Origin of the sequence: Sphingomonas paeninsulae (assembly GCF_003660165.1) — a bacterium.
Lineage (GTDB): Bacteria > Pseudomonadota > Alphaproteobacteria > Sphingomonadales > Sphingomonadaceae > Sphingomonas_O > Sphingomonas_O paeninsulae.
In genome coordinates, this window is record NZ_CP032829.1 from 1,164,845 (window position 1) to 1,185,524 (window position 20,680).

The following is a 20,680-nucleotide window of genomic DNA, read 5'->3' on the forward strand; positions in this document are numbered from 1 at the left end:
TATGTCGTAGCCGTGAATTCCGATCCCCTGGTGTCGTCGCCCACGGCCGTTTGGCCGGGTGACCCATCACCACTGAAAACACGCGCGAATTTGCTCGTACGGTGGCTGGCCCCGGCGATTTCGCTGGCTATCCTGATTGCCGTGCTCTTTGCCCTGCGCAACGTTCGCTGGCACGAAGTACGCGATGCCATCCCTACTTCGATCGAATTCTGGATCGTTTTTGCGATTTATTATTTCGTTCCGGTTATCCTCGACTGGGCGATATTCCGTTACTTATGGGGCATCCCCGCATCTGGATTCACGGCTCTGTTGCGCAAACTCGTGAGCAACGATCTGCTGTTCGGCTATGTCGGCGAAGTCTATTTCTACAGCTGGGCACGCAAAAAGATGGAGATGGTCGCGTCGCCGTTCGGCGCGGTCAAGGATACCGCCATTTTATCGGCATTGGCGGGCAACATCGCCACGCTTATTATGATGGCGTTCGCCTATCCGCTGGTCCAGCAGCTTCAATTCCACATCATCAGTGAACGGCTTCGGGTTTCGGAAACGATGCTGTGGGTCTCAGTTTTCATGGTCGTCGGCATTCCGACACTGGCGATCGTATTCGGCAACCGCTTGTTCAGCCTGACACGCGTGCAATTGTGGGTCGTTGGATCTTTGCAGATGGCTCGCGTGGTCGCTACCACAGGACTTTCCGCACTGGCCTGGAGCCTGGCGCTCCCACAGGTAGCATTCAGCGAATGGATCGTATTGGCGACCATACGGCTTATTATTTCGCGGCTGCCCTTCGTATCGCAAAAGGATCTCGTTTTCGCAGGAATTGCGGTGCTGACCGTTGGCCGCGATTTTGAAATCGCGGCGTTGATTACGTTCTGGGCCGCCATTCAATTTGTTGCGCACATGTTTTTCGGTGGCGTCCTCGGCATAGGATATTTCGTGAATATGAAGGTGAAAAAGTGAAAAAGCTCGCAATCACCATGGCTTTGCTGACGCTTTCAGTCTCGATTCTCCCCGGCGCAGCCAGTGCCGACGTCCCCCTTCACCCAGTCTGGGCACAGCCGAGGGCCATTGTCGCCCGAATGAACCCGGTCCCGCTTTCCTGCTGACGGTTGTTGGTTTGAAAGACCGGGCTGGCCTGATGAAGGTGGAGCTATATCCTGCTGACGACGACGATTTCCTGAACGACGACAATGTGTTGGTCAACAGCGGAAAGGTGTTTCGTCGCGTGGAAATTTCCGTTCCCCCACCGGCCCGGTCGTACTCTGCATTCGCGCGCCGAAGGCCGGAGCTTATGGCCTGTCATTGCTCCACGATCGGGACAGCAACCGGAAACTTGGCCTGTCGATTGATGGGGTAGGCTTCCCCGGAAACCCTGCAAGTCTCGGCCCGAGTAAACCACGGATAGCAGTGGGGCGCGCGGTCGTTGGAAACGGCCTGACTCCGTTGACCATCCGCCTGTTGTATCGCCGCGGACTGTTTTCCTTCGGACCGATCCGTTAATTCGATGCGGATCGTCGATGTCTGCGCCTTTTACTCGCCCGATGGTGGAGGCGTTAAAACCTATATCGATCGCAAGCTTGCAGCCGGGCCAGTGGCAGGACACGAAATCATCGTCATTGCCCCCGGTGAAACGACGCGGGTCGAAGAACGCGGACCGAACGCACGAATCGTCTATCTGGAACAGCCACGCTTCCCGCTCGACCGAAAATACCATTATTTCCGCGACGAAGTGGCGCTGCACGCGACGCTCGATGAACTTCAGCCTGACATCGTCGAGGCTTCGTCCCCGTGGCGAAGCGCGCGACTGGTCGGGGAATGGAAAGGGCTCGCACCCCGCGTGCTGATCATGCACGCCGACCCATTGTCCGCCTATGCCTATCGATGGTTTGGGAAAGTCGCCTCACGCGGTATGATCGACCGCCAGTTCGGTTGGTTCTGGCGGCATTTGCTTCGGCTGGACAAGCAGTTCGCCGCGACCGTGACCGCCGGGCAAAGTCTGTCGGATCGCCTGATCGAAGGGGGCATGACCGACGTCGTGACCAATCCGATGGGCGTCGCGGATGCGGTGTTTTCCCCGGAACTGCGCGACGCGGGCCTGCGCGCCCGATTACTCGACCGATGCGCGCTTCCCGAAACCGCTACCTTGCTGATCGCGGCAGGGCGACACGCGCCCGAAAAGCGTTGGCCGATGGTTATCGAAGCAGTGACCGCTGCGGGGGCGAATGCGCCTGTCGGTCTGGTTCTGGTGGGCGACGGCAGGGAACGAGCCAAAGTCGTGCGCGCGGCGGCCGATAATCCTCACATTCACCTTGCGTCCTCGATCAATGATCGCCTCGAACTGGCGCGACTGTTTGCGAGTTGCGATGCGCTGATCCACGGTTGCGAGGCAGAGACGTTCTGCATGGTGGCAAGTGAGGCGCGTGCGTCGGGCTTGCCGCTTATCGCGCCTGACGGTGGCGGCGCAGCGGATCAGGCGCGAGAATCGAACGGATGGACCTATGCATCGGGCGACCCTGCATCCGCCGCAGCCGCAATCGCCGCTTTTCTAGCCTCCGACCGGCAAGTAATTCGGACACGTTCTGTAAACAATTCTAACCATGTTCGTACAATGGATAGTCATTTTTCCGACCTATTCAGCTATTATGAAGGTCTGGTTGGCCCGATTCGTCGGGCCGCCTGATCAATGCGCTGAACGGGGGTTTAGTATGACTGCAATTGGAGCAACACGGGGCACAAATCATGCCCGACCTGTTCGCAGAGCATCTATCCCCACCCCTTTGCGAAACACCAGGGCCGCCGAATGCGCCTGTGCCGGCATTGCCGGTCGCGTATTGATGTGGGCAACCCGACACGGCTGACGCTGGACGACACGCGCGCGACACGCCACACTCAATGCCATGATTAAGCCTTTGATCGGTGCTGTTGAACTGGGCGGCACGAAAATCAACGTTGCTGTCGGGACCGGGCCGGGCGACCTGCGCGCCACTGCCCGCATCCCCACGACATCTCCCGATCAAACATTGCAGGCGGTCATCGCATTTTTTCGCGCTCAACCGCCCGTGTCGGCGGTCGGCATCGGGTCGTTCGGACCGGTAAATCTGAACCGGGCCGATCCGGCGTGGGGCAGTATCACAAAAACACCGAAGCCCGGCTGGGCGCATACCCCCGTCGCTGTCACGATCGCCGATGCACTCGGCATGCCGGTGGCCTTCGACACCGACGTCAATGCCGCCGCACTGGCTGAATATCGCTGGGGAGCGCTGGCTGACTGCCAGACGGGACTTTATCTGACCGTCGGCACCGGCATCGGTGGTGGCGTCATTATCGATGGCCGCCCTCACCACGGCCTGATCCACCCCGAGATGGGCCATATTCGCGTTAAGCGAGCCCTGGGCGATAATTTCCCCGGAGTCTGCGCATTCCATGGTGATTGTGCGGAGGGGCTCGCCAGCGGGCCTGCGATCGAAGCACGGCTTGGTGCATCGTTGAGCAAAAGCGCGCCGGACGATCCCCGCCGGGTCCATATATTCGATACTCTGGGTCAGGCGCTCGCCAATTACCTTTTTACATTATCGCCCGACCGGATCGTAGTTGGGGGGGCGTGTCAAAAGCACCGGGTTTTCACGAGGCATTGCGCATCAGCCTGAAACGCTGGGTCGCCGGTTATGTCGATGCGCCGCAACTCGACGGCAACGACTATGTGATTGCGCCGACGCTCGGCGATGAAGCGGGCGTACTCGGCGCAATCGCGCTGGCGCTCGACATGTTAAACGCACGATGACCCAGGGGGATAAATACTATGTTCGGCAAGGGTGACAGAAACACAGGCCGACCCGACGGGGGAGCGGTTTCAGCTTTATCGGCAGCGACGTTATCATCACTGGTAACATCGGGGGCCGCGGCAATCTTCATGTCGACGGACGTGTCGATGGAGACGTAGTTTGCGCCACGCTCACGTTGGGGGCTGATGGCGTCATAGCCGGCAATGTCACCGCCGATGATGCGACCATCGCAGGCGCTATCGACGGGACCGTCGCCGCCAAAATCCTGACCATAGAGGCCACTGCCCGCGTTAATGGCGATCTGAGCTACGACGCGGTAAGCATCGCGACCGGCGCAATCGTGGAAGGCCGGGTCAAGCGACTGACCCGGGAAGACAATGGCGGCGCGCTAAGGCTGATCGCTGGCGAATAACGCGCCGCCCCTGTCGTTGGCGTTAGCGACAGCGGCGCGAACCGCCCCGATCGATTGCGCGACCGGCAAGCGCCCCGAGCGCCGCACCGCCGATGGTGCCGACCGCACGATCGCCACGCGTATCGATGGCCCGGCCCAACAAAGCACCGCCAACGCCGCCGACGATCAGGCCGGTCGTACCGTTGTTGCGGGTGCAATAGCGCTGGTCATGGCGACCGTCCCGCTCGCGATAGTGTCGGCGCGCTTCTGCCGGGCTGCTGATCGCCAGCGTCGGCGCAATCATCGCCACCGCACTCAATACCATTATCATCTTACGCATATTCCGCTCCTTTGGAATGAATCGTTCCCGTAGAGCGGCGTCTATGGCGGGGGCGATCTGAACGACGGACAACCCAGGCGACATGAAACTGTAAGGTTTGCGAAAAACTATCCCCGATATCCTCGTTATCCACAGGCCAGCGGGGCGAATTAAGTCTTTTCCGACTCATCGGACCGTGTCAGCTTTTGTTCGTCAGAAGGAGCGATCGGACGCGGAAACGCAGAGGATTTTAACGGATGATCGAGCCGATAACGAAGGCCTGACAGAGACGCAAGTATCTGAAAAGGCGGTGCGATCGGTTCGGGTTCGGACGATGTCAGGCAAGCGGAATGGCCCGGGAAACCGACCGTCGCGCGACCCGCACGGCAGAAAACGAACCACGCTGCAGAGGATTTTGCGCGAAAGCGTGAATAATCTGGGCAAAACGTCTGGAGTTTATCGTCAGTTTCGACTGCGAGGTCATGAAGCTGCGATGATAAGGTCCGACACTGTGGGGGTCAGCGGAAACGCTGGCCCCTATTTAGTTGGAGCGGAGTCAGAAACCGCCCGGCTTGGAATGCAAAGCCCACAAATGAAAAAGGTTGCCGAACCCGAAGGCCCGGCAACCCCTAACATGGTCAGCGGCCGGAGACATATCTCAAGCGCGGGAGACCATGGGCAGCCATAGGATTAACCCTGGCTGCGCATCCCCCGAACGAAACTACCCGACCCCTGTGCTGAACCATGAGACATCGGATCACCTCCTTTCGCTAGTTGAAAAAGCCGTACCCTGCGTTGGGTACAGGTGAAACATGAGTCATCACGAGTCGCCGATCAAGTCTTGTTAAAAAAAATAAATGTCGTCATGATTCGAGTTCTGCGCTTTTGAACAAGGCCCGTTACCTTCAACCGCGGCAGTCCTCGATTACCCTCGCCACCTCGGGCCAACTCGGCACGACAACATCGACCGCGCCACTCAACCCAACGAGGAACCTCCCGCGGCTGAATGCTAACGCATCAAGCTGCGGATCGGTCGGTGTGAGATCAGCCGCTACATAGGGCACGGTGCCAGCAGTCGGTCTCGCAGCATAGGCCCGGGCACCGCTTGTCGCTCGCAACGTCATCGACCCGGCCACGCTGCCCATCCTCGATATAAAAACGCGCCGCGCCGTTGTGTCACACCGAATACTGAGCACCGCATTGCTCCCGGCGATACCATACAGGGCAAGGCCTCCCCGCGAGTCACGGGTATAAGTCCACCTTCCCGGAGTGAGCAGGCCATTTTCCCAGTTCGCGACAGGAGGCGCAGGAGGTGTCGGTGCAGGACGCACAATCGGCGCAGGCGCACGCGCTGGCGGCGCGACCGGTTTTCCCACGCAGCCAGCGAGAACGAGCGGCACCAGAACGAATGGAGCTCTGACGAGCGTTGTGCGAATGGATGTCATCGCCACGGTCCTAACGCGACCACCCCGCCCCGCCAAGTCGGGCGGGTTGTGCACGGCCATAGCTTCATCGCATAACCGCCACATACTGGCTGCGGGCGAGGCAGCGATAGGGGCAGACGATGTCAATTAACTCCAAACGTCTGAAATCGATTGTCGGCGGATCGGCAGGCAATCTCGTCGAATGGTACGACTGGTACGCCTATTCCGTGTTGACCATCTATTTCGCCCCCTCCTTCTTCCCAAAAGCCGATCCTACCGCCCAATTACTAAATGCCGCCGCGATCTTTGCCGTCGGCTTCCTGATGCGTCCGGTCGGCGCGTGGATCATGGGTATCTATGCCGACAGACATGGTCGCAAGGCCGGGCTGGCGTTGTCGGTAGCGCTGATGTGCGGCGGCTCGATACTGATCGCGGCGTCGCCAACCTATGCGCAGGCCGGTGTTGTCGCACCCGCTCTGCTGGTCTTTGCCAGAATGATGCAGGGTTTGTCGGTTGGCGGCGAATACGGGGCCAGCGCCACTTATCTGTCGGAGATGGCGACGAGGGAGCGGCGCGGTTTCTGGTCCAGTTTCCAATATGTCACGCTCATTGGCGGACAGCTTAGCGCGCTTGCCGTGCTCCTCATCCTGCAAAGTTTGCTGACAGAGGCCCAGTTGGAATCATGGGGCTGGCGTATTCCCTTCGTTATAGGATCGGCGCTGGCGCTGGGCGTTTACATCCTGCGACGTAGCCTTTCGGAAACGGCGGCGTTCGAAGCACAAAAGACCGACCGGCCAAAGTCTTCTTTCGCAAACCTGTGGCGGGATCATCCGCACGAATTCCTGATCGTAGCGGCAATCAGCGCGGGCGGATCGGCCGCATTTTACGCCTATACAACCTATCTCCAGAAATTCCTCGTCAACACCACTGGCTTTTCCAAGCAGACCGCGACCGAGATCATGACCGCAGCATTGATCGTGTTCATGCTGCTCCAGCCGCTTTGGGGGCTGGTTTCCGACCGGTTCGGGCGCAAGCCGCAACTGTTGCTATTCGGGATCGGCGGGATGATTGTCTCGGTACCGGTTTTTACGGCTCTCGGTTCGGCAACAAGTCCCTTTGCCGCATTTGGTCTTGTTCTGATCCCGTTGACGTTGCTTGCCGCCTACACGTCGATCGGGGCGCTCATCAAAGCCGAACTGTTTCCACCGCATATCCGCACACTGGGTGTTGCCCTGCCCTATGCGATCGGCAATGCAGCCTTTGGCGGAACCGCAGAATATGCGGCACTATGGTTTAAAAGCGTCAGTGCTGAGAGCGGCTTTTACTGGTACATCACGGGGCTTATCGGATTGGCGACGATCGCCTTCATCATGCTGCCCGAAACCAAACGAACGAGCCTTATCACCGAAGACTGAGCCCGCTTATTATGCCGTGATTGCCTTCAATGCGCGGTCGAGCATCGGCTTATCGCCATCGACCACGCCGATTACGGCAACGCGTTCGCCATCGACGCGGCGCGCGATCAGAACAATGAACTCATCGTCGCCTGGCAGCGTCAATATCGCCTGACCTTCCAGCGCACGAGCAGCTTCGCGCGTCAGGTCGACCTTGAGCGGCTTGTCGGCGGGCCGACGCTCGCGCCGCTCGGCTGCGACGACCGCCTTCAACCCACCGGGATATTGATCGAGAAAATGACGCATTCCGCCTGCGGGCAATTCGTGCCGCTTTGCATAGCTGAGCGCCGCAGCAAATTCGGTGATGCGGGTCTTGTCATAATCCGACCCAAAAACGAGTTTGACGATCGGAGTCATCGGCGCACGAACCTGCGCAACGATCTGGGTATATTCCAGAAGTTCGGCATATTCATCGGCGCGAACGTCCGCCAGCAGAGCGAAATCATACGCCTGGCCAAGTGCGTGATAGAGCGCAGCACGACCACGACTGTCGGCGGTACGCACGGCATCGGCACTGGCACGGGCCGCAGCCAGCCAATCTGCAAGCCCGGTCCCATCGGGGATAGGAAAGAATTCGAAATCGTCCTCGGCTTGCTCGGGAAAAGGGCCAGAATCAGGCGCGAGTATTTCAGCACGAAGCGGCACGATATTGCGAGCTTCATGTCCCGTAGAGGCACTCGGACCGTCGGCCCAGACCGGCATCGTCGGGCGGTGAAGCTGCGAAGCCAGCGCGGTCGCGATCTCCGTTTCGAGAGCGTCGGCCTGAGGCAAAGACGCAATCTCTTTCCAGTTGATCACACCATAAATAAAATCAATCGTGTCGTCGTCCGAAGACAGTGGCATCAATATGCCACGATACATGGTGTTGTAACCGCGTGAGTTGACGAATTCGGCTTCGAAGCCAACCGGCGCGCGATTGGCGATGATCTGGAGATAATGGTCGGTAAGACGGGATAAGAGTGAACGCGGCGGCACATCGGCAATCGCATCGGCTTCGCCCGGAAGGTCGCACTCGGCGCGCAACTTCTGGCCCAGCCACGCGATCGACGGTGACGATGAACCGCCGGTAAAGTCGAGCAACACGCTGTGCGGGGCGAAATCCTGACCATCCTCAGGGTGAAGATCCTCGACCGAAGGATAGGCGCGACCGTTAAGCAACGATGCCCAGTGGTTATAGGCACGGACATGCATCCGGCGTTCATCGGTGCCGATCACCACCGGCGCGTCGATGCCCTGCTCGATTGGACCTTGATCATAGGCGTCCGAAACATCGGGCGCATAATCTCTGTCATCCCGAAATTCGCGCATTCTGTCCATTCGTTGGTCCCACGGAAAATTAGTCGCATCCTAAATGCCCGAAGGATGGTTATGAACCCGTTAACGCCTGCATTCGACACCTGAAGGGTTGCCGCGCGCCCGGACCACTGATAAGCGCGACCCCGCTATCCGGGCCGCCTTAGCTCAGTTGGTAGAGCATCGCATTCGTAATTAGCGGGTCTCCGCGGAAAAACCGAATGTTTCCAATAAGGTGGCCAGACGGCGAGAAGTTTAGTAGTGGATTAGTAGGGTAATTAGCCGCCTTAGCTCAGTTGGTAGAGCATCGCATTCGTAATGCGGGGGTCGTAGGTTCGAATCCTATAGGCGGCACCACTGCTTTCAGCAGGGAAATCCAAACACATGCGCTGAAAGTGCTCACACGTGGGGACGGGTTTGGATACTGTTTAGCGCGGCGCGGCAGTATCAGGCAGTCGAGGTCACCACGGCGGACAAGGAGCAGCTTGCTCGGCGCTGTTGTGCGATGCCTTTCAAGGATCTACGTTGCCGGCCAGTTCACTTTTGACGATCGCCTATATTTTAATACAGACATCAATGACTTGAGTAACAAGAAATGCGCCACTTCGTCTTCTTAAGTTGTAGTTTTCTTGTCATTGTCTTGACGCTTCCGACGAACAGCACGTTGGCCGCGAAGGCGAATCCTGCGCCCGTTGTCGGAGACGCTGCGGGCAAGTTTCTGCCTGAAGGGCGAAGCGCGCAGTCGCGGGCGTTATATCTCACGCTAATTGACGACATGCGAAAGTCTGGACGCACACATGCTGCCCTGGCCCACCTCGATGCGTTCGAACAGCTTTATCCGCACGGGACAGATGCAGCGGTCATGCGCGGCAACTGCTTCGTCGATATTGGCGCGTTCGAGCAGGCTGCAATCATATATCGCAAGCTCTTGAAGACCAAAGCCGCCGCATCGGCTTATGCAGGGTTGGGCCGGATCGAAGGGCTCAACGATCGCTGGACGGCAGCGGCTGGAGAGTTCAGCCAAGCGGTAAGCCGGATGCCGACTGACCCGGACTATCTCAACGACTATGGGTATGCGCTGCTTAGACAGGGGCGTCTGGAAGAAGCTTTGTTCAGGATCAGGCAGGCGGCAGAACTTGCCCCTGCGAATGTTCGCGTACGTAATAATCTAATTTTGGTGCTATCGGCTACTGGCGACACCGCCGGTTCAAAATCGCTGTTGGACAGTATAGCGGATACCACCGAGCGCGCCGATATACAGGCCGCCCTGAAGGCGCAATCTGCGAAGCTGGTGTTGCAGGCGCCCGACGTAGTGCGGACGCCTGTCGTCGACCGTTAACTTGCTGGTGCGACGATGATCGCCGGTGAAGTCTTGTTGGCCTGAGATACTGTCCCCAAACCGTAAACGACCAGCAGGCCAGCCGCCAGAAATGGCGCAAACGGGATAGCACCACGTAAATCGAGCCGTCGCCACGGAGAACGCGCAACAATAAAGCCCACCGAGAACAGGCTGGCGATGACAAAGACTGCCGTGCTGCCAATAAAGCCGACCCAGAGGCTGGCGGCTGCCAGGAACTTCACGTCGCCAAGGCCGAGCGTTCCCTGTCGGCGCAAGAGCTTCATAATTGCGATGAGGCCGAGAAACAGGGCAATGATCGCGACAGGAGCGGTCAGTCCGATCAGCGCGGCGCGAACCGATGAGGCAGAGATAGTTTGAAAGAGGAAACCGGCGGTCGCCAACAGCACGTTCAGCGCGTTCGGGATGCGGCGTTCCTGTAGGTCAAAATGAACGATCGGGATCAGGATCAGGAGAAGAACCCCGAGAGCGATGAAACTTGTTGCCGGCATCAATAGCCTCCGTTGGCGATTGTCACCGAATATCCGATTTTTTGTGGCTGGGCCGCGTTGCCCTTACCCACGGCGGTAAGCAAATTGTAGAACGCACCGAATTTGAAATCGTTAAGCGGATACTGAACAGTCACTTTAAACATGGCACCCGGCACCGCCTGCGTCTGGACGTTGACGAGGGCCGGTTTCAGCAGCGGTGAATATGCCGTGAAGATGTACTGGACACGGGCCACTGCCAACTGCCCACGTTCGACGTCGCTGATGCCTCCAACCGATGCCCTCGCGCCCTCGTTCGCGCCGTGGATGACGGCGACGAACGTTGCAAAATAGAGCGCGAAGACCATCGTTCCGAATATCAGCAGCAGAAAGAACGGCACGATCAGGGCGAATTCAAGCGCGACGACACCAGCATCGGACGACCAATGCCGCAGCATCGAATGTCTTTTGCGATATCGGATGATCCGTATCTCCATGGTGCCGTTCCTCGCCACTAACCGGCTGGTTTTAGAAGCAAAGCAGAGATCGCATCAAAGGCGGCCTTTAGGCCCGAACCGAAGCTGCCCAAAGCCACAACGATAGCGCTGATGATGAGCACCGCGAGAACCGCATATTCAACTGCGGTCACGCCCTCTTCGTCGCGAACGAACATCCTGAGATAGTTGATCATAATAAAGTCCTGTTTGGGGGATGGGGTGGGTCCACCAGCGCCCCCTGCAACGCTGGTTTATTCATGAAACTAGAACCGGCAGTCCGCAGCGGACTCCGGTGACCGAAACATCGACGTAACCAAGCTGAACACCGAGGGTTTGCAGAAGGCCGTCGAGTACGCTGTCCAGCCCGCTCAGCACGGGATCGAGGACGTTGAACAATGGGCCGACCCCGGCCCCGGTCAGGGTAATCGGCAGCAAGCAAAGGTTAAGTAAGCTTGCCGTACACACCTTTGCCTCTAGCGTTTCGGCGAGGCCACCAAGAAGGTTAGACGTAAAGCCCGTACTGATCGCGCGCGCCCATACGGCGGGGGATGCGGCGACGCCATTAAATGCGGGTCGTCCGATAATGCCCTTCGTGCTCGGAGGAACGGGTTGCACGACGCTGCCCGTCGGTTGCACGAACGTCAGCGCCGTTCCCGGGCCAGTCGTCGATCCAATGGCGACGTGTGCCTTTGCGACCGTGCTGGAAAGCGTCAGTATCCCCGGAAGTCCAATGTTGAGTATTTGGACCGGCGTGATGGCCGAGGCAGCGACGGGCGCGCTGAAGTTGCGCATGGCATCGTCGGTCGGCGCACCGATATAGATATTGGCAACACCGCCATGCGCCGTCACTCCGACCTTTGCGTCTGTTGCCGGAGCACCCGAGCATGAAATCGTGTCGACGCGCGCGTCGCCACTGCCCACTTCGACATAGAGCGGGACTTTGACACCGAGGCCGATCTGAGGGACGAGGTTGAGAACGTCCAAATCCAGCTTCAGACGTACCTGCGCAGTATGAACGCTGATCCCCTCCGGACCAAAGGCAAAATAGCCGCGAACGGGCGGCTCGATTGCCGTGGCGGCAATCTTGATGCTGACAACGCCCGGGACGCCGATTGACGATGCAGGGATGGTCGCGAAGTTGTTGCCATTAGCCAGTTGCAGGCTGAAGGTCGTTAGCTGCCAAAGGTTCAAACCGGCATGAAGCGCGCTGCTCGAGGCGCTGCCGCCGACCGGCGTATCCGCCCAGAGGCCGAGGTCGAACAGCTTGCCGAGTGCAACCTGCTGGTTCCCGGGAATCTGCCCCTTAATAAGGGTCAGCCCGGCGATTGCCGCAACAACATCCGCAGTTTGTTGCTGCTGACCAAGAGCCGCGATCTGGGCACCGATAAGGTCGCCGACACCGATATTGCTATCCAAAACATTCGAATAAGTGCCCGCAGTCAGATTAAGCTTGGTTGCCAGCGCATCGAAGAATGTCAGCGCATCCAATTTGGTTTTGAGCAGACCATCATATTGGACCGCGCTGAGTGCAATCGATCCGCCGGTCAGTGCCGATAGCAGCGCATTGGCAACACCGCCGTTGAGGCTCGCAACGCCGCTGCCAGCTTCAAGCCCGGCCTGATTGACACGCGCAGCCGTTGCGCTGGTTTCGATACGCCGGTTTCCGCTGATCGACATTTTCGACAGGAACAGTGGCGAATCTATGGTTGTCGATATCTGCACTGCCGTGTCGGTGGTTGTCGCCGCCCCCAGGCAACCGCCAGGATGGAAACGATTGTTGACGGTCGTTGCAATGTCCGGGCAATAGCTTCCCGTCTGGACCGCGAGCAGCGCCGTAGGATCGAGGCCATTACTCGTCAGAACCGAAACCGCCTTGGCGCGCGCCATTTGCAAGTTGGCCGCATACGGTGCCGCAGCCAGCGCGGCGGCATCGGTGACACCCTGCAACTGACGCCGTTGCGCAAACCAGACGCTGGTATCTGTCACCATGCCGACCATGCCGATCAAAACCGCCATGACGACCGCAGTCGCGGGCGCAATAACGCCCGCATCTTCGATCAGGCAAAGGCGGCCCGTTCGTTTCATCTGCCGCCGCTGCGCCCGGTGTCGGAATTGTTTTCAACTTCAAGCAACACGCCGATGCGGTTGAGATAGCGATCCTGAATACGTTTGACCTCTGCGCTGTTCAGGCGAACGCCCGTATTGGTATCATGCGCTTCCAGTTGTTTTTCGACGACCATGCGCGCTGTGGCCGGGGCGGCAGGCTCTGGCGTCGCGGGCTGCTTTTTGGCCTCCGCAGCGACCGGAAGCAGACAGAATGTCAGCGCAACCAGTCCGACAAGATGCCTGGATAGATAATTGGCTTTTTCAGTCATGTTTGATGGCCTCTTTAGAAATCTTCTTGAGCGTGCTGCCGAGGGTCGAGACCGCTGGTCCTGCCAGCACGATCATCAGGGCGGGCATCAACAGGACGAGCATCGCGACGGTCATCTGCGTTGTCTTTTTGCCGATCGATTCCCGAGCAACGAAAATGCGGCGCTCGGAGAACTCGCGTGAGAATTCACGGAGCGCGGAGGCCAGTTCGGTGCCGTGATTAAGGGATTGGCGAAGAACCCCGGCAAGTTCGCGCGCGCCGGCAACGCCCAGCCGTTCGGACCAGCGGGCCAGCGCAATGTCATAGGACATGCCGCGCTGGATATCCTCGACCAACAAGACAACCGCTGTCTGAACGATCGGTGCCGCGCGACCTTCCGAAGTCGCGAAAATTCGAAAACATTGATCAAGGCTCGCGCCGCTCTCAACCATCATCACGAAGATATCGAGTGTGAAGGGTAATTCACTGGTAATCTTGCGTGAACGTCGGGCGCTGCTTGCCTTCAGAATATATTTGGACACCAGAAAGATCAGCGAAGACGCCGCGATCGGGATCATGATATTCACGACGGATGGCGGACGCGTCAGTGTCATCGTCACATAAAGCAACAGGCCGGTGCCGACGGTTGCAACTAAGCGGATCAGTCCAAAGTGGAGGATCGTGTTGGTCGGACTATAACCTGCAGCCGCCAGATCCCGCTCGATCTCGGCGCGCGCCTCGCCGCCCCCAGCAAGCAACGTCGCCAGTAGTCCGGGCTGAACAGGCATCCCGTCGTCAACCTGTAACGCTATGTCCGTCTGGAGGAGGTCGAGCCTGTGCCCCAGCGCACGCTCCCCGCTCAACTGCATCGTGCCACCGATAACAAGCCCAAGACTGGTTGCGATTGCGATGCCGACGGCGATGATTTCTATCCAGCCCGACATCTAGAAATCCAGCCGCATCAGGCGACGCATCGTCACCATTCCGAGCGCCTGAAAGCCAAAGCCAAACATCAACAGGTGACGACCGGCCTCCGTCTCCCAAAGGTATTTCATATACCCGAAGTTGATCACTGAAATCAGCACCATGGCGACAGGCGGCAATGCGCAAAGGATGATCGCACTCATCCGGGTCTCGGCGCTCGCGGCAGCAAGTTCGCGGAGCACCCGCGCGCGACTGCGCAGCAGATTGACGAGGCCGGCAAGCGGCGGCCCGACATTTCCGCCAAACCGTGCATTCGTCCGTACCGTTGCTACGATCATATATAGCTCGGGCAAGTCGATGCGTTCGGCTACCGTGTCGATTGCGTCGGGCACCGGTGCACCATTGGCGATGCGACGCATTGCCGGCTGCAAATAGCGCTGGACCGGCAGGCCCGCGTTGTCGGTTGATTTGATCAAGGCCTGCTGGAACGAATTGCCCACAGCGAGAAGTTGACGGATCGAATCGAGATAATGGGGAAGGAGTTCGACGAACGCCGACATGCGCCGCGCCGCGAGCCGTTGAAGATAGAGCGGCGGCAGGATCATGCCCACCATTATGACAACCAGAGGAGCCATCACGCCGTGCCAGCGCAGCCAGAAAAGCGCCGCGAGCGCCGTTACGACAATCGCGTAGATCATCAGCGGTCGCGCCTTGATCGTCACATCGGCACGGGCCAGCGCACGGTGAAACCCTGGCGGCGCTCGAGCGATGAGTTGCCCAATCCACGCAGCCTGCCCCGACGGCAATTCTGCGAGAGAGGGTGTCAGCGTTTGCAGTCGCTCGGTCAGTAGCGCCCCTGCCTCCCGCTGTTCTCGTCCCTCACGCGAGGAAAGGATTACGACCGACGCGAGCAGCACTATGCCGGCAAAAATGATCAACACGGTCATGGCGTGCCAGGGCGCGTTGCATAAGTGATGGGTCGCTTCAGCCGATGTGCAAAAAACGGACGACGCGACATGACCTCGAACACACCGTCGCCGCTTAACGGCGAATCTGGCGCAAACCGGTATAGCTGGTTCAGCGTGATCGTATCGCCTTCGAGTCCGATCACTTCCGTGATGGAAGTGACACGGCGGCGTCCGTCGGTGGTGCGCTGGACATGAACGATCAACTGGATGCTGCTGGAAATATAGCGCCGCAACGTCCGTAAATCGGCCTGTAGTCCGCCAAAGCCGAGCAGCATTTCGATACGGAAAAGGGCATCGCGATCGGTGTTGGCATGGACGGTCGCCATCGAACCGTCATGACCGGTGCTCATCGCCTGCAGCATCTCCACCGCTTCGGCACCGCGAACCTCGCCCAAAATGATCCGATCGGGCCTCATCCGCAGCGCATTGCGTACGAGGTCGCGGGCGTTGACTTCGCGCGTGCCTTCGATCGTCGGCGGGCGTGTTTCGAGACGCACGACATGAGTCTGGCGCAGTCGCAATTCGGCGGCATCTTCAATCGTTATCAAACGCTCGCTGTCGCCGATGAAACCGCTCAGCATGTTGAGCAGCGTCGTCTTGCCCGAACCCGTGCCGCCGCAGATCAGCAGGTTCAGGCGGGACTCGACAGCGTTCGACAGAAAGTCGAGCATCGAGTGGTCCATGGCACCGGTCCGGACATATTCGTCACCGGTTATGGGCTCAGGCCGGAATTTGCGGATCGACAACATCGGGCCGTCGAGCGCAATCGGCGGTATGATGACGTTGACGCGCGAGCCATCGGCAAGGCGCGCATCGACATAAGGGGATGACTCATCGATACGACGCCCGATCGGGCTGACAATGCGCTGAATGATCGTCATCAGATGCGCGTCGTCGCGAAACCGGGCTTGCACGAGTGACAGCGTACCCCCGCGTTCGACGTAAACCCGACGGGCACCATTGACGATGATGTCGTCGATGAGCGGATCACGCAGCAGCGGTTCGAGCGGTCCAAGCCCTGTGATCTCGTGATAGACATCATCGGCGAGCCAGACGCGCTCAAGCGTGTTGAGCGCGAGACCTTCGCGAATGCCATAAGCGTTGATAGCCTCGTCGATCGTCGTCCGGATCTGTCGTGCCGAGCTCGCATCGGCGCTGATATTCTGGTTCTCGAGCAGTTCCAGAACGACGTCGAATATCTTGAACTTGGTTGCCTGATAGGTATCCGACGCGCTGAATGTATCGAGCGACGGAGCGGCTGAATCGACGGAAGCGACAGCCGCAAGACCGAAAGAGGGGCGCATCATACGGGGCGACCTTTCAACCGACCCATCAAGAGCTGGAACAAGCTACGCGACGATTTGGCGACGACGGCAATCTGGTCGCCAGCAGCCGCCCTGATCGCCAGAGCATAAGGTGTTCCGGGCTTAGCGAGAATGTACGGTCTTCCGAAATTGAGGCCGTTTATCAACTCCGTGCGCGATGCCGGCAGGCTGATGACATCGTCGAGTCCCAGTGCCGCAAGCATCTGGGCGGGTGAGAGTGTAATCACCGGATTATACTCATCCACGACCAGAACGATCCGCCTTGCGGCATCGGCTGGCAGAGTCTTCAGCAAAGTCTTGGTATCGCTGAGCGCCGTGAATTTCTGCGGGCAAACAACGTAAATGGTCGAGGCCCATTGCGACAGCGTGTTCAGCAATATGGGTTCGCGGATATCGGCTGCGTTCAATATCGTTTCCGTGAACAACGGCCGGATGGCACGAAGCACCTTTAGAAAGCTTTCCGAGGAAAGGCCGTTATTGGCGTCAGCGTGCAACGAGAGCGGCAGCACCCGCAGTCCCGACGCATCGTGCCGTGCCATTGCCGAAAGCAACAAGGTGCGATCGAGCCGATCAACGTCGCGGACTGCATCAGCCAGCGAATAGGTCAAGGCGATGTTGAGCGCCGCACCGGCTTCGCTTGCCGGCAATTCACAATCAATGAACAATGCTTCGCCGCTGCGGCGCGCGCGCGTCATTGCCAGATTGAGCGCGAATACTCCTGAACCGCCGCCTGGCTGCGCGTTGAAAACAACCGAATACGTGTTGGGCACATCGCGGTCGACCGCAGTCAAGATTGTCAGGCGCCGTGCCAGTCGATCCCGCAACGCACCAAGCGCTTCTTCACGATCGATGAAATCGGCCGAACCTGCGCGGACTGCGGCCAGCACGTCACCAGCATTTTGCGCATTTCCGATGACAACGATGGTGAAACTGACATCGATCGCGGCCAGAGCAGCAAAGCTATCGACCAGGAACTTGGGGTCGTGCTCACCCTCCAATTCGAGCAGGACGAGCGTTGGTGCAATTTCAGCTATAGCCTGAGTGAACGACGCTGGTGCGGCAGGCAGCATCATTACATTGGCCAGGCCATCCGCAGCGGCCTGAATGCGACCGTAGAGGAGTGCGTCGCTGCCCAGGAAAACAATTGTTCGCATCGTTAGCGGCTCAGTCCGAAAGCTGCGGCACGGCGTTCCGTGGAATTCTTGTTCATGATCGTTTCGCTGAGTGCGGGAGATGCGATCGAGGTCGGCAACATCTGCTTGACCTCTTCTTCCTTGAGCGGCGTTACCAATCGCGGTGTTGCGACGATGATCAGTTCGAGCTTCTCGAGACTCCGCTCGGTCCGGCGAAACAGGGTGCCAAGGATTGGAATGTCACCGAACAGCGGCACCTTGCTCTCATTGGTCGTGCCATTGGAGTAATTGAGTCCGGCGATCACAAAGCTCTCGCCGTCGCCAAGCTCGACAGTCGTGTTGGCGGAACGGCGGCGAAATCCGGGTATGTTGAAACCCTGGATCGTGATCCGGTTGGTATAGTCGAGTTCACTGACTTCGGGCGCCAGCTTCAGCACGATGCGCTTGTTGCTCAGGACATAGGGTTCGACACTGAGGCGCACGCCATATTGCCGATATTCGATGGTGATGGCACCCGCCGCGCTTCCGGCCTGCGGAACCGGAATGGGCACTTCTCCGCCCGCAAGAAACTCCGCCTTCTCACCCGAACGGGCCAGCAGCGTCGGTTGCGCCAACACCTGCGACAAGCCCGCGTCGGACAAGGCGCTCAATGTTCCGAGAATGCCGCTGCCACGTCCCGCCAAAAACAGGTTGAAGGCATTTTGCAGCGGAGGTCCTGCCGCGACCTGCAGTCCGCTGGCGGCTGAAAACGATGAACTGGTGAGGCTGTTCGGGCTGACCAGCGCCCATTGAAAGCCACCGGAGAGTTTGGAGAAGTTGAGACCCAGCGACTTGAGCGTCGTGTCGGACACAGCCACGAAACGGACATCGACGGCGACCATCTGGTTGCCCGCGACCTCGATCAGGTCGGTAACATCCTTACCGCCGAGCGCGGTTGCCAAAGCAACGCCGCGAACATGAGCCGCGAGATCGGGCACCGACCCCGACACTATGAACTTGCCGTCGCGACGGTCGACGTGAACGCCTTCCAGATCCGGCTGCGAACCCAGACGACGACGGAGTTCGTCGACATCGCCCGAACCGGCAGCATTAACCCGTATAGCGTAATTCATCTGCCCCTGAGCGGTCACGAGCGTGACTTGCGCCTGCCCCTGCCGAACCCCCGTAACGAGAAGTTGGCGGTCGCCAGGAGCCATGGTTTTGATGATATCGGGTACGTCGATCACAACCTTGGTGATCGGGCTACGCGCGGTAAGTGTACGGCTTCCCCCAACATCGAGATCGATGGTCTGCGCGGCAACGGCAGTGTGAAATCCTATCGTCAGCACAAAAATGCTGAGCAAGCGAAGAAATTGTGTCATCGACGAGTACTCGCTTGCGGATAAAGAATCTGGCGCTGGCCCCCGACGACCAGCTCGATTGCGCGGGGCGATGCTGCGCGGCGTGGCTGGCGGGGGGCGGCTGAAGCGCCACGGACGGCACCGGCGTTGCCACGAAGGTTAGCCAATACGGCGCGTCCGTCGGGAACCGCGTCTCGATCCTCGGGATTGCGCAACAGCAAGTAAAAGTGGCCAAGCTTGCGCGCCAACACGAAGGCAGCGATCTGGTCGGGGTTCATCGCCAGGGTTAGCGCCTTGGCGGTCGGTCGATCCTTGCCGTCTTCGGTCTTGCCACCGGGTTGCCCGAATGTCGGCCCTACGGTCAACACGCGGATGTTTTGCAACAGGGTGCGAGCCTCGCTGCGATCACCGCCCGTAGCCTGACCGGCGATCACATCCTGAGGCAAAACGATCTCAATATCGACGACATCGCCCGGACGAATAAAACCGCCGACCGCAATGTCGTCGGTGACGTCGGTACTGATGACCCGCTGCCCAATCGGAACCAGCATGGCCAGACCAGCTGCGCTGGCATCATTCGAAATCAACGTATCGAGGATTAGCTGATGGGGCTGGATGTCGACGATGGCGATTTTGCCATCCGCCTGTGTCGGCGAGGTCAGGGCACCAACGGGCACGATCCCACTGATGGCCGTCGATGTGAGATCGCCCGACTGGATCAACTGACCCCGGACCAGGGTCTTCGCAGCGGTCATAACCTGCGTGACCTTGGTTGCCGGAAGGGGAACACCCACAACCGGACGCTCGCTCGCGGCAAATCGCCACACTCCATAAAGGATTAGCAAGAAGCCGATAGCACCGCCGAGCCCGACGAGAACGCGCCCTGCGGAAAGTGTTTTCCAGCGTGAGATCATGTGAACCGAATTCGTTGATCAGCATTCGAAATCGAACACACTGAATTCAGAAAGAAAGCCGGTCGTATTCCCGTGGTAAGGCAAGTGTTTTTTGCTATTTTCGTATTGGCGCTTTCAAAAACATCGCTAACAATACGTAATATCATCTTACCACATTTGGGTATTCTCCCGCTATCTCGATAGACCCCGTTGCTACTAATCATATATGCCCCCGCATATGGTAAATCTTTGCCCTGATTGTCATCTAAGTATCAACGATATAAAATTGCAATATGATCTAATTCGGTTACTTAAATTTTAAAGCACTACTAAATTACTCAATTATTTGGAAAAAATCTGTCTAATTTGGATCATTATTTATATTTTTTCCAAAATAACTAATTTTTAATCTATTAATATTTGAAGTATCGATGATATTTTACGTATTTTGTGTTATTTCATTTTTTTGCAGGCAGATTTGTCATCGGCATCTGCAATTTCGCTCTCGCAAGTTCATGATTTCACTGCGGTGAGGATGAGGGCATGGGCGCGGTCTATTCGCGGTGGAAACCGGTCCATCGGCTGCTGACAACGATTTATAAGGACGGCACTCCCAGCGACGCAGCGCACTTTGGCGGCGTTGGTCTGCAAACGGTGCGCGATTGAGTGTTGCGCTTCAACGCCACCGGTCCTGCTAGGCTGATCCCGGCATCATAGTTTTGTGACTATCCAAACAAACCGAGCCACCTCTCATTGCTCT

General features: G+C 58.3%; 23 protein-coding genes and 1 tRNA gene. 10 read left to right on the forward strand and 14 right to left on the reverse strand.

Going from position 1 to position 20,680, the window contains the following annotated elements; all coding sequences use genetic code 11:
- Positions 1 to 12: 12 nt before the first annotated feature.
- From D3Y57_RS11230 to D3Y57_RS11250, 6 genes are all read left to right on the forward strand, one after another.
- Complete coding sequence (locus D3Y57_RS11230) at positions 13 to 960, forward strand: hypothetical protein (protein ID WP_121153060.1); 948 nt, start codon at positions 13 to 15, stop codon at positions 958 to 960.
- A 306-nt stretch (positions 961 to 1,266) separates the two neighbouring features.
- Positions 1,267 to 1,500, forward strand: a complete 234-nt coding sequence (locus D3Y57_RS21615; protein ID WP_430739042.1) for a DUF2141 domain-containing protein — start codon at positions 1,267 to 1,269, stop codon at positions 1,498 to 1,500.
- A gap of 4 nt (positions 1,501 to 1,504) precedes the next feature.
- Entirely contained in the window at positions 1,505 to 2,680 is a 1,176-nt protein-coding gene (locus tag D3Y57_RS11240) for a glycosyltransferase (protein ID WP_121153061.1), read from the forward strand.
- Positions 2,681 to 2,909: 229 nt separating this feature from the next.
- Positions 2,910 to 3,647: an ROK family protein gene (locus D3Y57_RS11245; protein ID WP_205590115.1), complete on the forward strand. Its 738-nt coding sequence runs from the start codon at positions 2,910 to 2,912 to the stop codon at positions 3,645 to 3,647.
- Positions 3,602 to 3,781 carry a hypothetical protein gene (locus D3Y57_RS20410; protein WP_205590116.1) on the forward strand — a complete coding sequence of 60 codons (180 nt, stop codon included), beginning with the start codon at positions 3,602 to 3,604 and terminating at the stop codon, positions 3,779 to 3,781. Before D3Y57_RS11245 ends, D3Y57_RS20410 begins: the two co-directional genes overlap by 46 nt.
- A gap of 77 nt (positions 3,782 to 3,858) precedes the next feature.
- Positions 3,859 to 4,194 (forward strand): bactofilin family protein, encoded by a 336-nt coding sequence (locus tag D3Y57_RS11250; RefSeq protein WP_121153062.1) that lies wholly within the window; start codon positions 3,859 to 3,861, stop codon positions 4,192 to 4,194.
- A 22-nt stretch (positions 4,195 to 4,216) separates the two neighbouring features.
- Here the strand turns inward: D3Y57_RS11250 and D3Y57_RS11255 are convergent, their stop codons facing one another.
- Positions 4,217 to 4,513: a glycine zipper 2TM domain-containing protein gene (locus D3Y57_RS11255; protein ID WP_205590117.1), complete on the reverse strand. Its 297-nt coding sequence runs from the start codon at positions 4,511 to 4,513 to the stop codon at positions 4,217 to 4,219.
- A gap of 884 nt (positions 4,514 to 5,397) precedes the next feature.
- Entirely contained in the window at positions 5,398 to 5,937 is a 540-nt protein-coding gene (locus tag D3Y57_RS11260) for a hypothetical protein (RefSeq protein WP_121155798.1), read from the reverse strand.
- A 119-nt stretch (positions 5,938 to 6,056) separates the two neighbouring features.
- Here D3Y57_RS11260 and D3Y57_RS11265 point away from each other — a divergent pair, with 119 nt between their 5' ends.
- Positions 6,057 to 7,331 carry an MFS transporter gene (locus D3Y57_RS11265; protein WP_121153063.1) on the forward strand — a complete coding sequence of 425 codons (1,275 nt, stop codon included), beginning with the start codon at positions 6,057 to 6,059 and terminating at the stop codon, positions 7,329 to 7,331.
- Between the two features lie 9 nt (positions 7,332 to 7,340).
- On the opposite strand, the gene D3Y57_RS11270 is transcribed toward D3Y57_RS11265, so the two are convergent.
- Positions 7,341 to 8,678 carry a PAS domain-containing protein gene (locus tag D3Y57_RS11270; protein WP_239026037.1) on the reverse strand — a complete coding sequence of 446 codons (1,338 nt, stop codon included), beginning with the start codon at positions 8,676 to 8,678 and terminating at the stop codon, positions 7,341 to 7,343.
- A 266-nt stretch (positions 8,679 to 8,944) separates the two neighbouring features.
- Between D3Y57_RS11270 and D3Y57_RS11275 the strand changes: the two genes are divergently transcribed.
- Positions 8,945 to 9,020: transfer RNA gene (locus D3Y57_RS11275), tRNA-Thr, on the forward strand.
- 307 nt (positions 9,021 to 9,327) lie between these two features.
- Positions 9,328 to 10,002: a tetratricopeptide repeat protein gene (locus D3Y57_RS11280; protein ID WP_162987085.1), complete on the forward strand. Its 675-nt coding sequence runs from the start codon at positions 9,328 to 9,330 to the stop codon at positions 10,000 to 10,002.
- Here D3Y57_RS11280 and D3Y57_RS11285 read toward each other — a convergent pair.
- The 11 genes from D3Y57_RS11285 to cpaB form a co-directional block, all read right to left on the reverse strand.
- A complete protein-coding gene (locus D3Y57_RS11285) occupies positions 9,999 to 10,511 on the reverse strand; it encodes a prepilin peptidase (protein WP_121153066.1) in 513 nt (170 codons plus the stop codon). The two genes, D3Y57_RS11280 and D3Y57_RS11285, sit on opposite strands and share 4 nt — an antisense overlap.
- The gene (locus tag D3Y57_RS11290) at positions 10,511 to 10,984 is read right to left on the reverse strand and encodes a TadE/TadG family type IV pilus assembly protein (RefSeq protein WP_162987086.1); all 474 of its coding nucleotides are present in this window, start codon (positions 10,982 to 10,984) and stop codon (positions 10,511 to 10,513) included. The genes D3Y57_RS11285 and D3Y57_RS11290 overlap by 1 nt, the downstream gene beginning before the upstream one ends.
- Positions 10,985 to 11,001: 17 nt before the next feature.
- Positions 11,002 to 11,178: a Flp family type IVb pilin gene (locus D3Y57_RS11295; protein WP_121153068.1), complete on the reverse strand. Its 177-nt coding sequence runs from the start codon at positions 11,176 to 11,178 to the stop codon at positions 11,002 to 11,004.
- Between the two features lie 61 nt (positions 11,179 to 11,239).
- Positions 11,240 to 13,069, reverse strand: coding sequence for a pilus assembly protein TadG-related protein (locus D3Y57_RS11300; protein ID WP_121153069.1), 1,830 nt, complete (start codon positions 13,067 to 13,069; stop codon positions 11,240 to 11,242).
- Complete coding sequence (locus D3Y57_RS11305; protein ID WP_121153070.1) at positions 13,066 to 13,359, reverse strand: hypothetical protein; 294 nt, start codon at positions 13,357 to 13,359, stop codon at positions 13,066 to 13,068. The genes D3Y57_RS11300 and D3Y57_RS11305 overlap by 4 nt, the downstream gene beginning before the upstream one ends.
- Complete coding sequence (locus tag D3Y57_RS11310) at positions 13,352 to 14,281, reverse strand: type II secretion system F family protein (RefSeq protein WP_121153071.1); 930 nt, start codon at positions 14,279 to 14,281, stop codon at positions 13,352 to 13,354. Before D3Y57_RS11310 ends, D3Y57_RS11305 begins: the two co-directional genes overlap by 8 nt.
- Positions 14,282 to 15,208, reverse strand: a complete 927-nt coding sequence (locus tag D3Y57_RS11315) for a type II secretion system F family protein (protein WP_121153072.1) — start codon at positions 15,206 to 15,208, stop codon at positions 14,282 to 14,284.
- A complete protein-coding gene (locus D3Y57_RS11320) occupies positions 15,205 to 16,536 on the reverse strand; it encodes a TadA family conjugal transfer-associated ATPase (RefSeq protein WP_121153073.1) in 1,332 nt (443 codons plus the stop codon). Before D3Y57_RS11320 ends, D3Y57_RS11315 begins: the two co-directional genes overlap by 4 nt.
- A complete protein-coding gene (locus tag D3Y57_RS11325; RefSeq protein ID WP_121153074.1) occupies positions 16,533 to 17,708 on the reverse strand; it encodes a CpaE/TadZ family protein in 1,176 nt (391 codons plus the stop codon). Before D3Y57_RS11325 ends, D3Y57_RS11320 begins: the two co-directional genes overlap by 4 nt.
- 2 nt (positions 17,709 to 17,710) lie before the next feature.
- Positions 17,711 to 19,048 carry a type II and III secretion system protein family protein gene (locus D3Y57_RS11330; RefSeq protein WP_162987087.1) on the reverse strand — a complete coding sequence of 446 codons (1,338 nt, stop codon included), beginning with the start codon at positions 19,046 to 19,048 and terminating at the stop codon, positions 17,711 to 17,713.
- On the reverse strand, positions 19,045 to 19,941 hold the full coding sequence (cpaB, locus tag D3Y57_RS11335; RefSeq protein ID WP_121153075.1) for a Flp pilus assembly protein CpaB: 897 nt from the start codon (positions 19,939 to 19,941) through the stop codon (positions 19,045 to 19,047). The genes D3Y57_RS11330 and cpaB overlap by 4 nt, the downstream gene beginning before the upstream one ends.
- Positions 19,942 to 20,463: 522 nt before the next feature.
- On the opposite strand from cpaB, the gene D3Y57_RS21135 reads away from it, so the two are divergent.
- On the forward strand, positions 20,464 to 20,586 hold the full coding sequence (locus tag D3Y57_RS21135) for a hypothetical protein (protein ID WP_277873352.1): 123 nt from the start codon (positions 20,464 to 20,466) through the stop codon (positions 20,584 to 20,586).
- Positions 20,587 to 20,680: the final 94 nt, after the last annotated feature.

Bases quoted from the DNA above. Each gene is read 5' to 3' on its own strand.
- D3Y57_RS11265 (WP_121153063.1), top strand. From the start codon at position 6,057: ATGTCAATTAACTCCAAACGTCTGAAATCGATTGTCGGCGGATCGGCA.
- D3Y57_RS11300 (WP_121153069.1), bottom strand. From the start codon at position 13,069: ATGAAACGAACGGGCCGCCTTTGCCTGATCGAAGATGCGGGCGTTATT.
- D3Y57_RS11310 (WP_121153071.1), bottom strand. From the start codon at position 14,281: ATGTCGGGCTGGATAGAAATCATCGCCGTCGGCATCGCAATCGCAACC.
- D3Y57_RS11270 (WP_239026037.1), bottom strand. From the start codon at position 8,678: ATGCGCGAATTTCGGGATGACAGAGATTATGCGCCCGATGTTTCGGAC.
- D3Y57_RS11320 (WP_121153073.1), bottom strand. From the start codon at position 16,536: ATGATGCGCCCCTCTTTCGGTCTTGCGGCTGTCGCTTCCGTCGATTCA.
- D3Y57_RS11285 (WP_121153066.1), bottom strand. From the start codon at position 10,511: ATGCCGGCAACAAGTTTCATCGCTCTCGGGGTTCTTCTCCTGATCCTG.
- D3Y57_RS11240 (WP_121153061.1), top strand. From the start codon at position 1,505: ATGCGGATCGTCGATGTCTGCGCCTTTTACTCGCCCGATGGTGGAGGC.
- D3Y57_RS11290 (WP_162987086.1), bottom strand. From the start codon at position 10,984: ATGGAGATACGGATCATCCGATATCGCAAAAGACATTCGATGCTGCGG.
- D3Y57_RS11255 (WP_205590117.1), bottom strand. From the start codon at position 4,513: ATGCGTAAGATGATAATGGTATTGAGTGCGGTGGCGATGATTGCGCCG.
- D3Y57_RS11260 (WP_121155798.1), bottom strand. From the start codon at position 5,937: ATGACATCCATTCGCACAACGCTCGTCAGAGCTCCATTCGTTCTGGTG.
- D3Y57_RS11330 (WP_162987087.1), bottom strand. From the start codon at position 19,048: ATGACACAATTTCTTCGCTTGCTCAGCATTTTTGTGCTGACGATAGGA.
- cpaB (WP_121153075.1), bottom strand. From the start codon at position 19,941: ATGATCTCACGCTGGAAAACACTTTCCGCAGGGCGCGTTCTCGTCGGG.
- D3Y57_RS11295 (WP_121153068.1), bottom strand. From the start codon at position 11,178: ATGATCAACTATCTCAGGATGTTCGTTCGCGACGAAGAGGGCGTGACC.
- D3Y57_RS11315 (WP_121153072.1), bottom strand. From the start codon at position 15,208: ATGACCGTGTTGATCATTTTTGCCGGCATAGTGCTGCTCGCGTCGGTC.
- D3Y57_RS21135 (WP_277873352.1), top strand. From the start codon at position 20,464: ATGGGCGCGGTCTATTCGCGGTGGAAACCGGTCCATCGGCTGCTGACA.
- D3Y57_RS11305 (WP_121153070.1), bottom strand. From the start codon at position 13,359: ATGACTGAAAAAGCCAATTATCTATCCAGGCATCTTGTCGGACTGGTT.
- D3Y57_RS11325 (WP_121153074.1), bottom strand. From the start codon at position 17,708: ATGCGAACAATTGTTTTCCTGGGCAGCGACGCACTCCTCTACGGTCGC.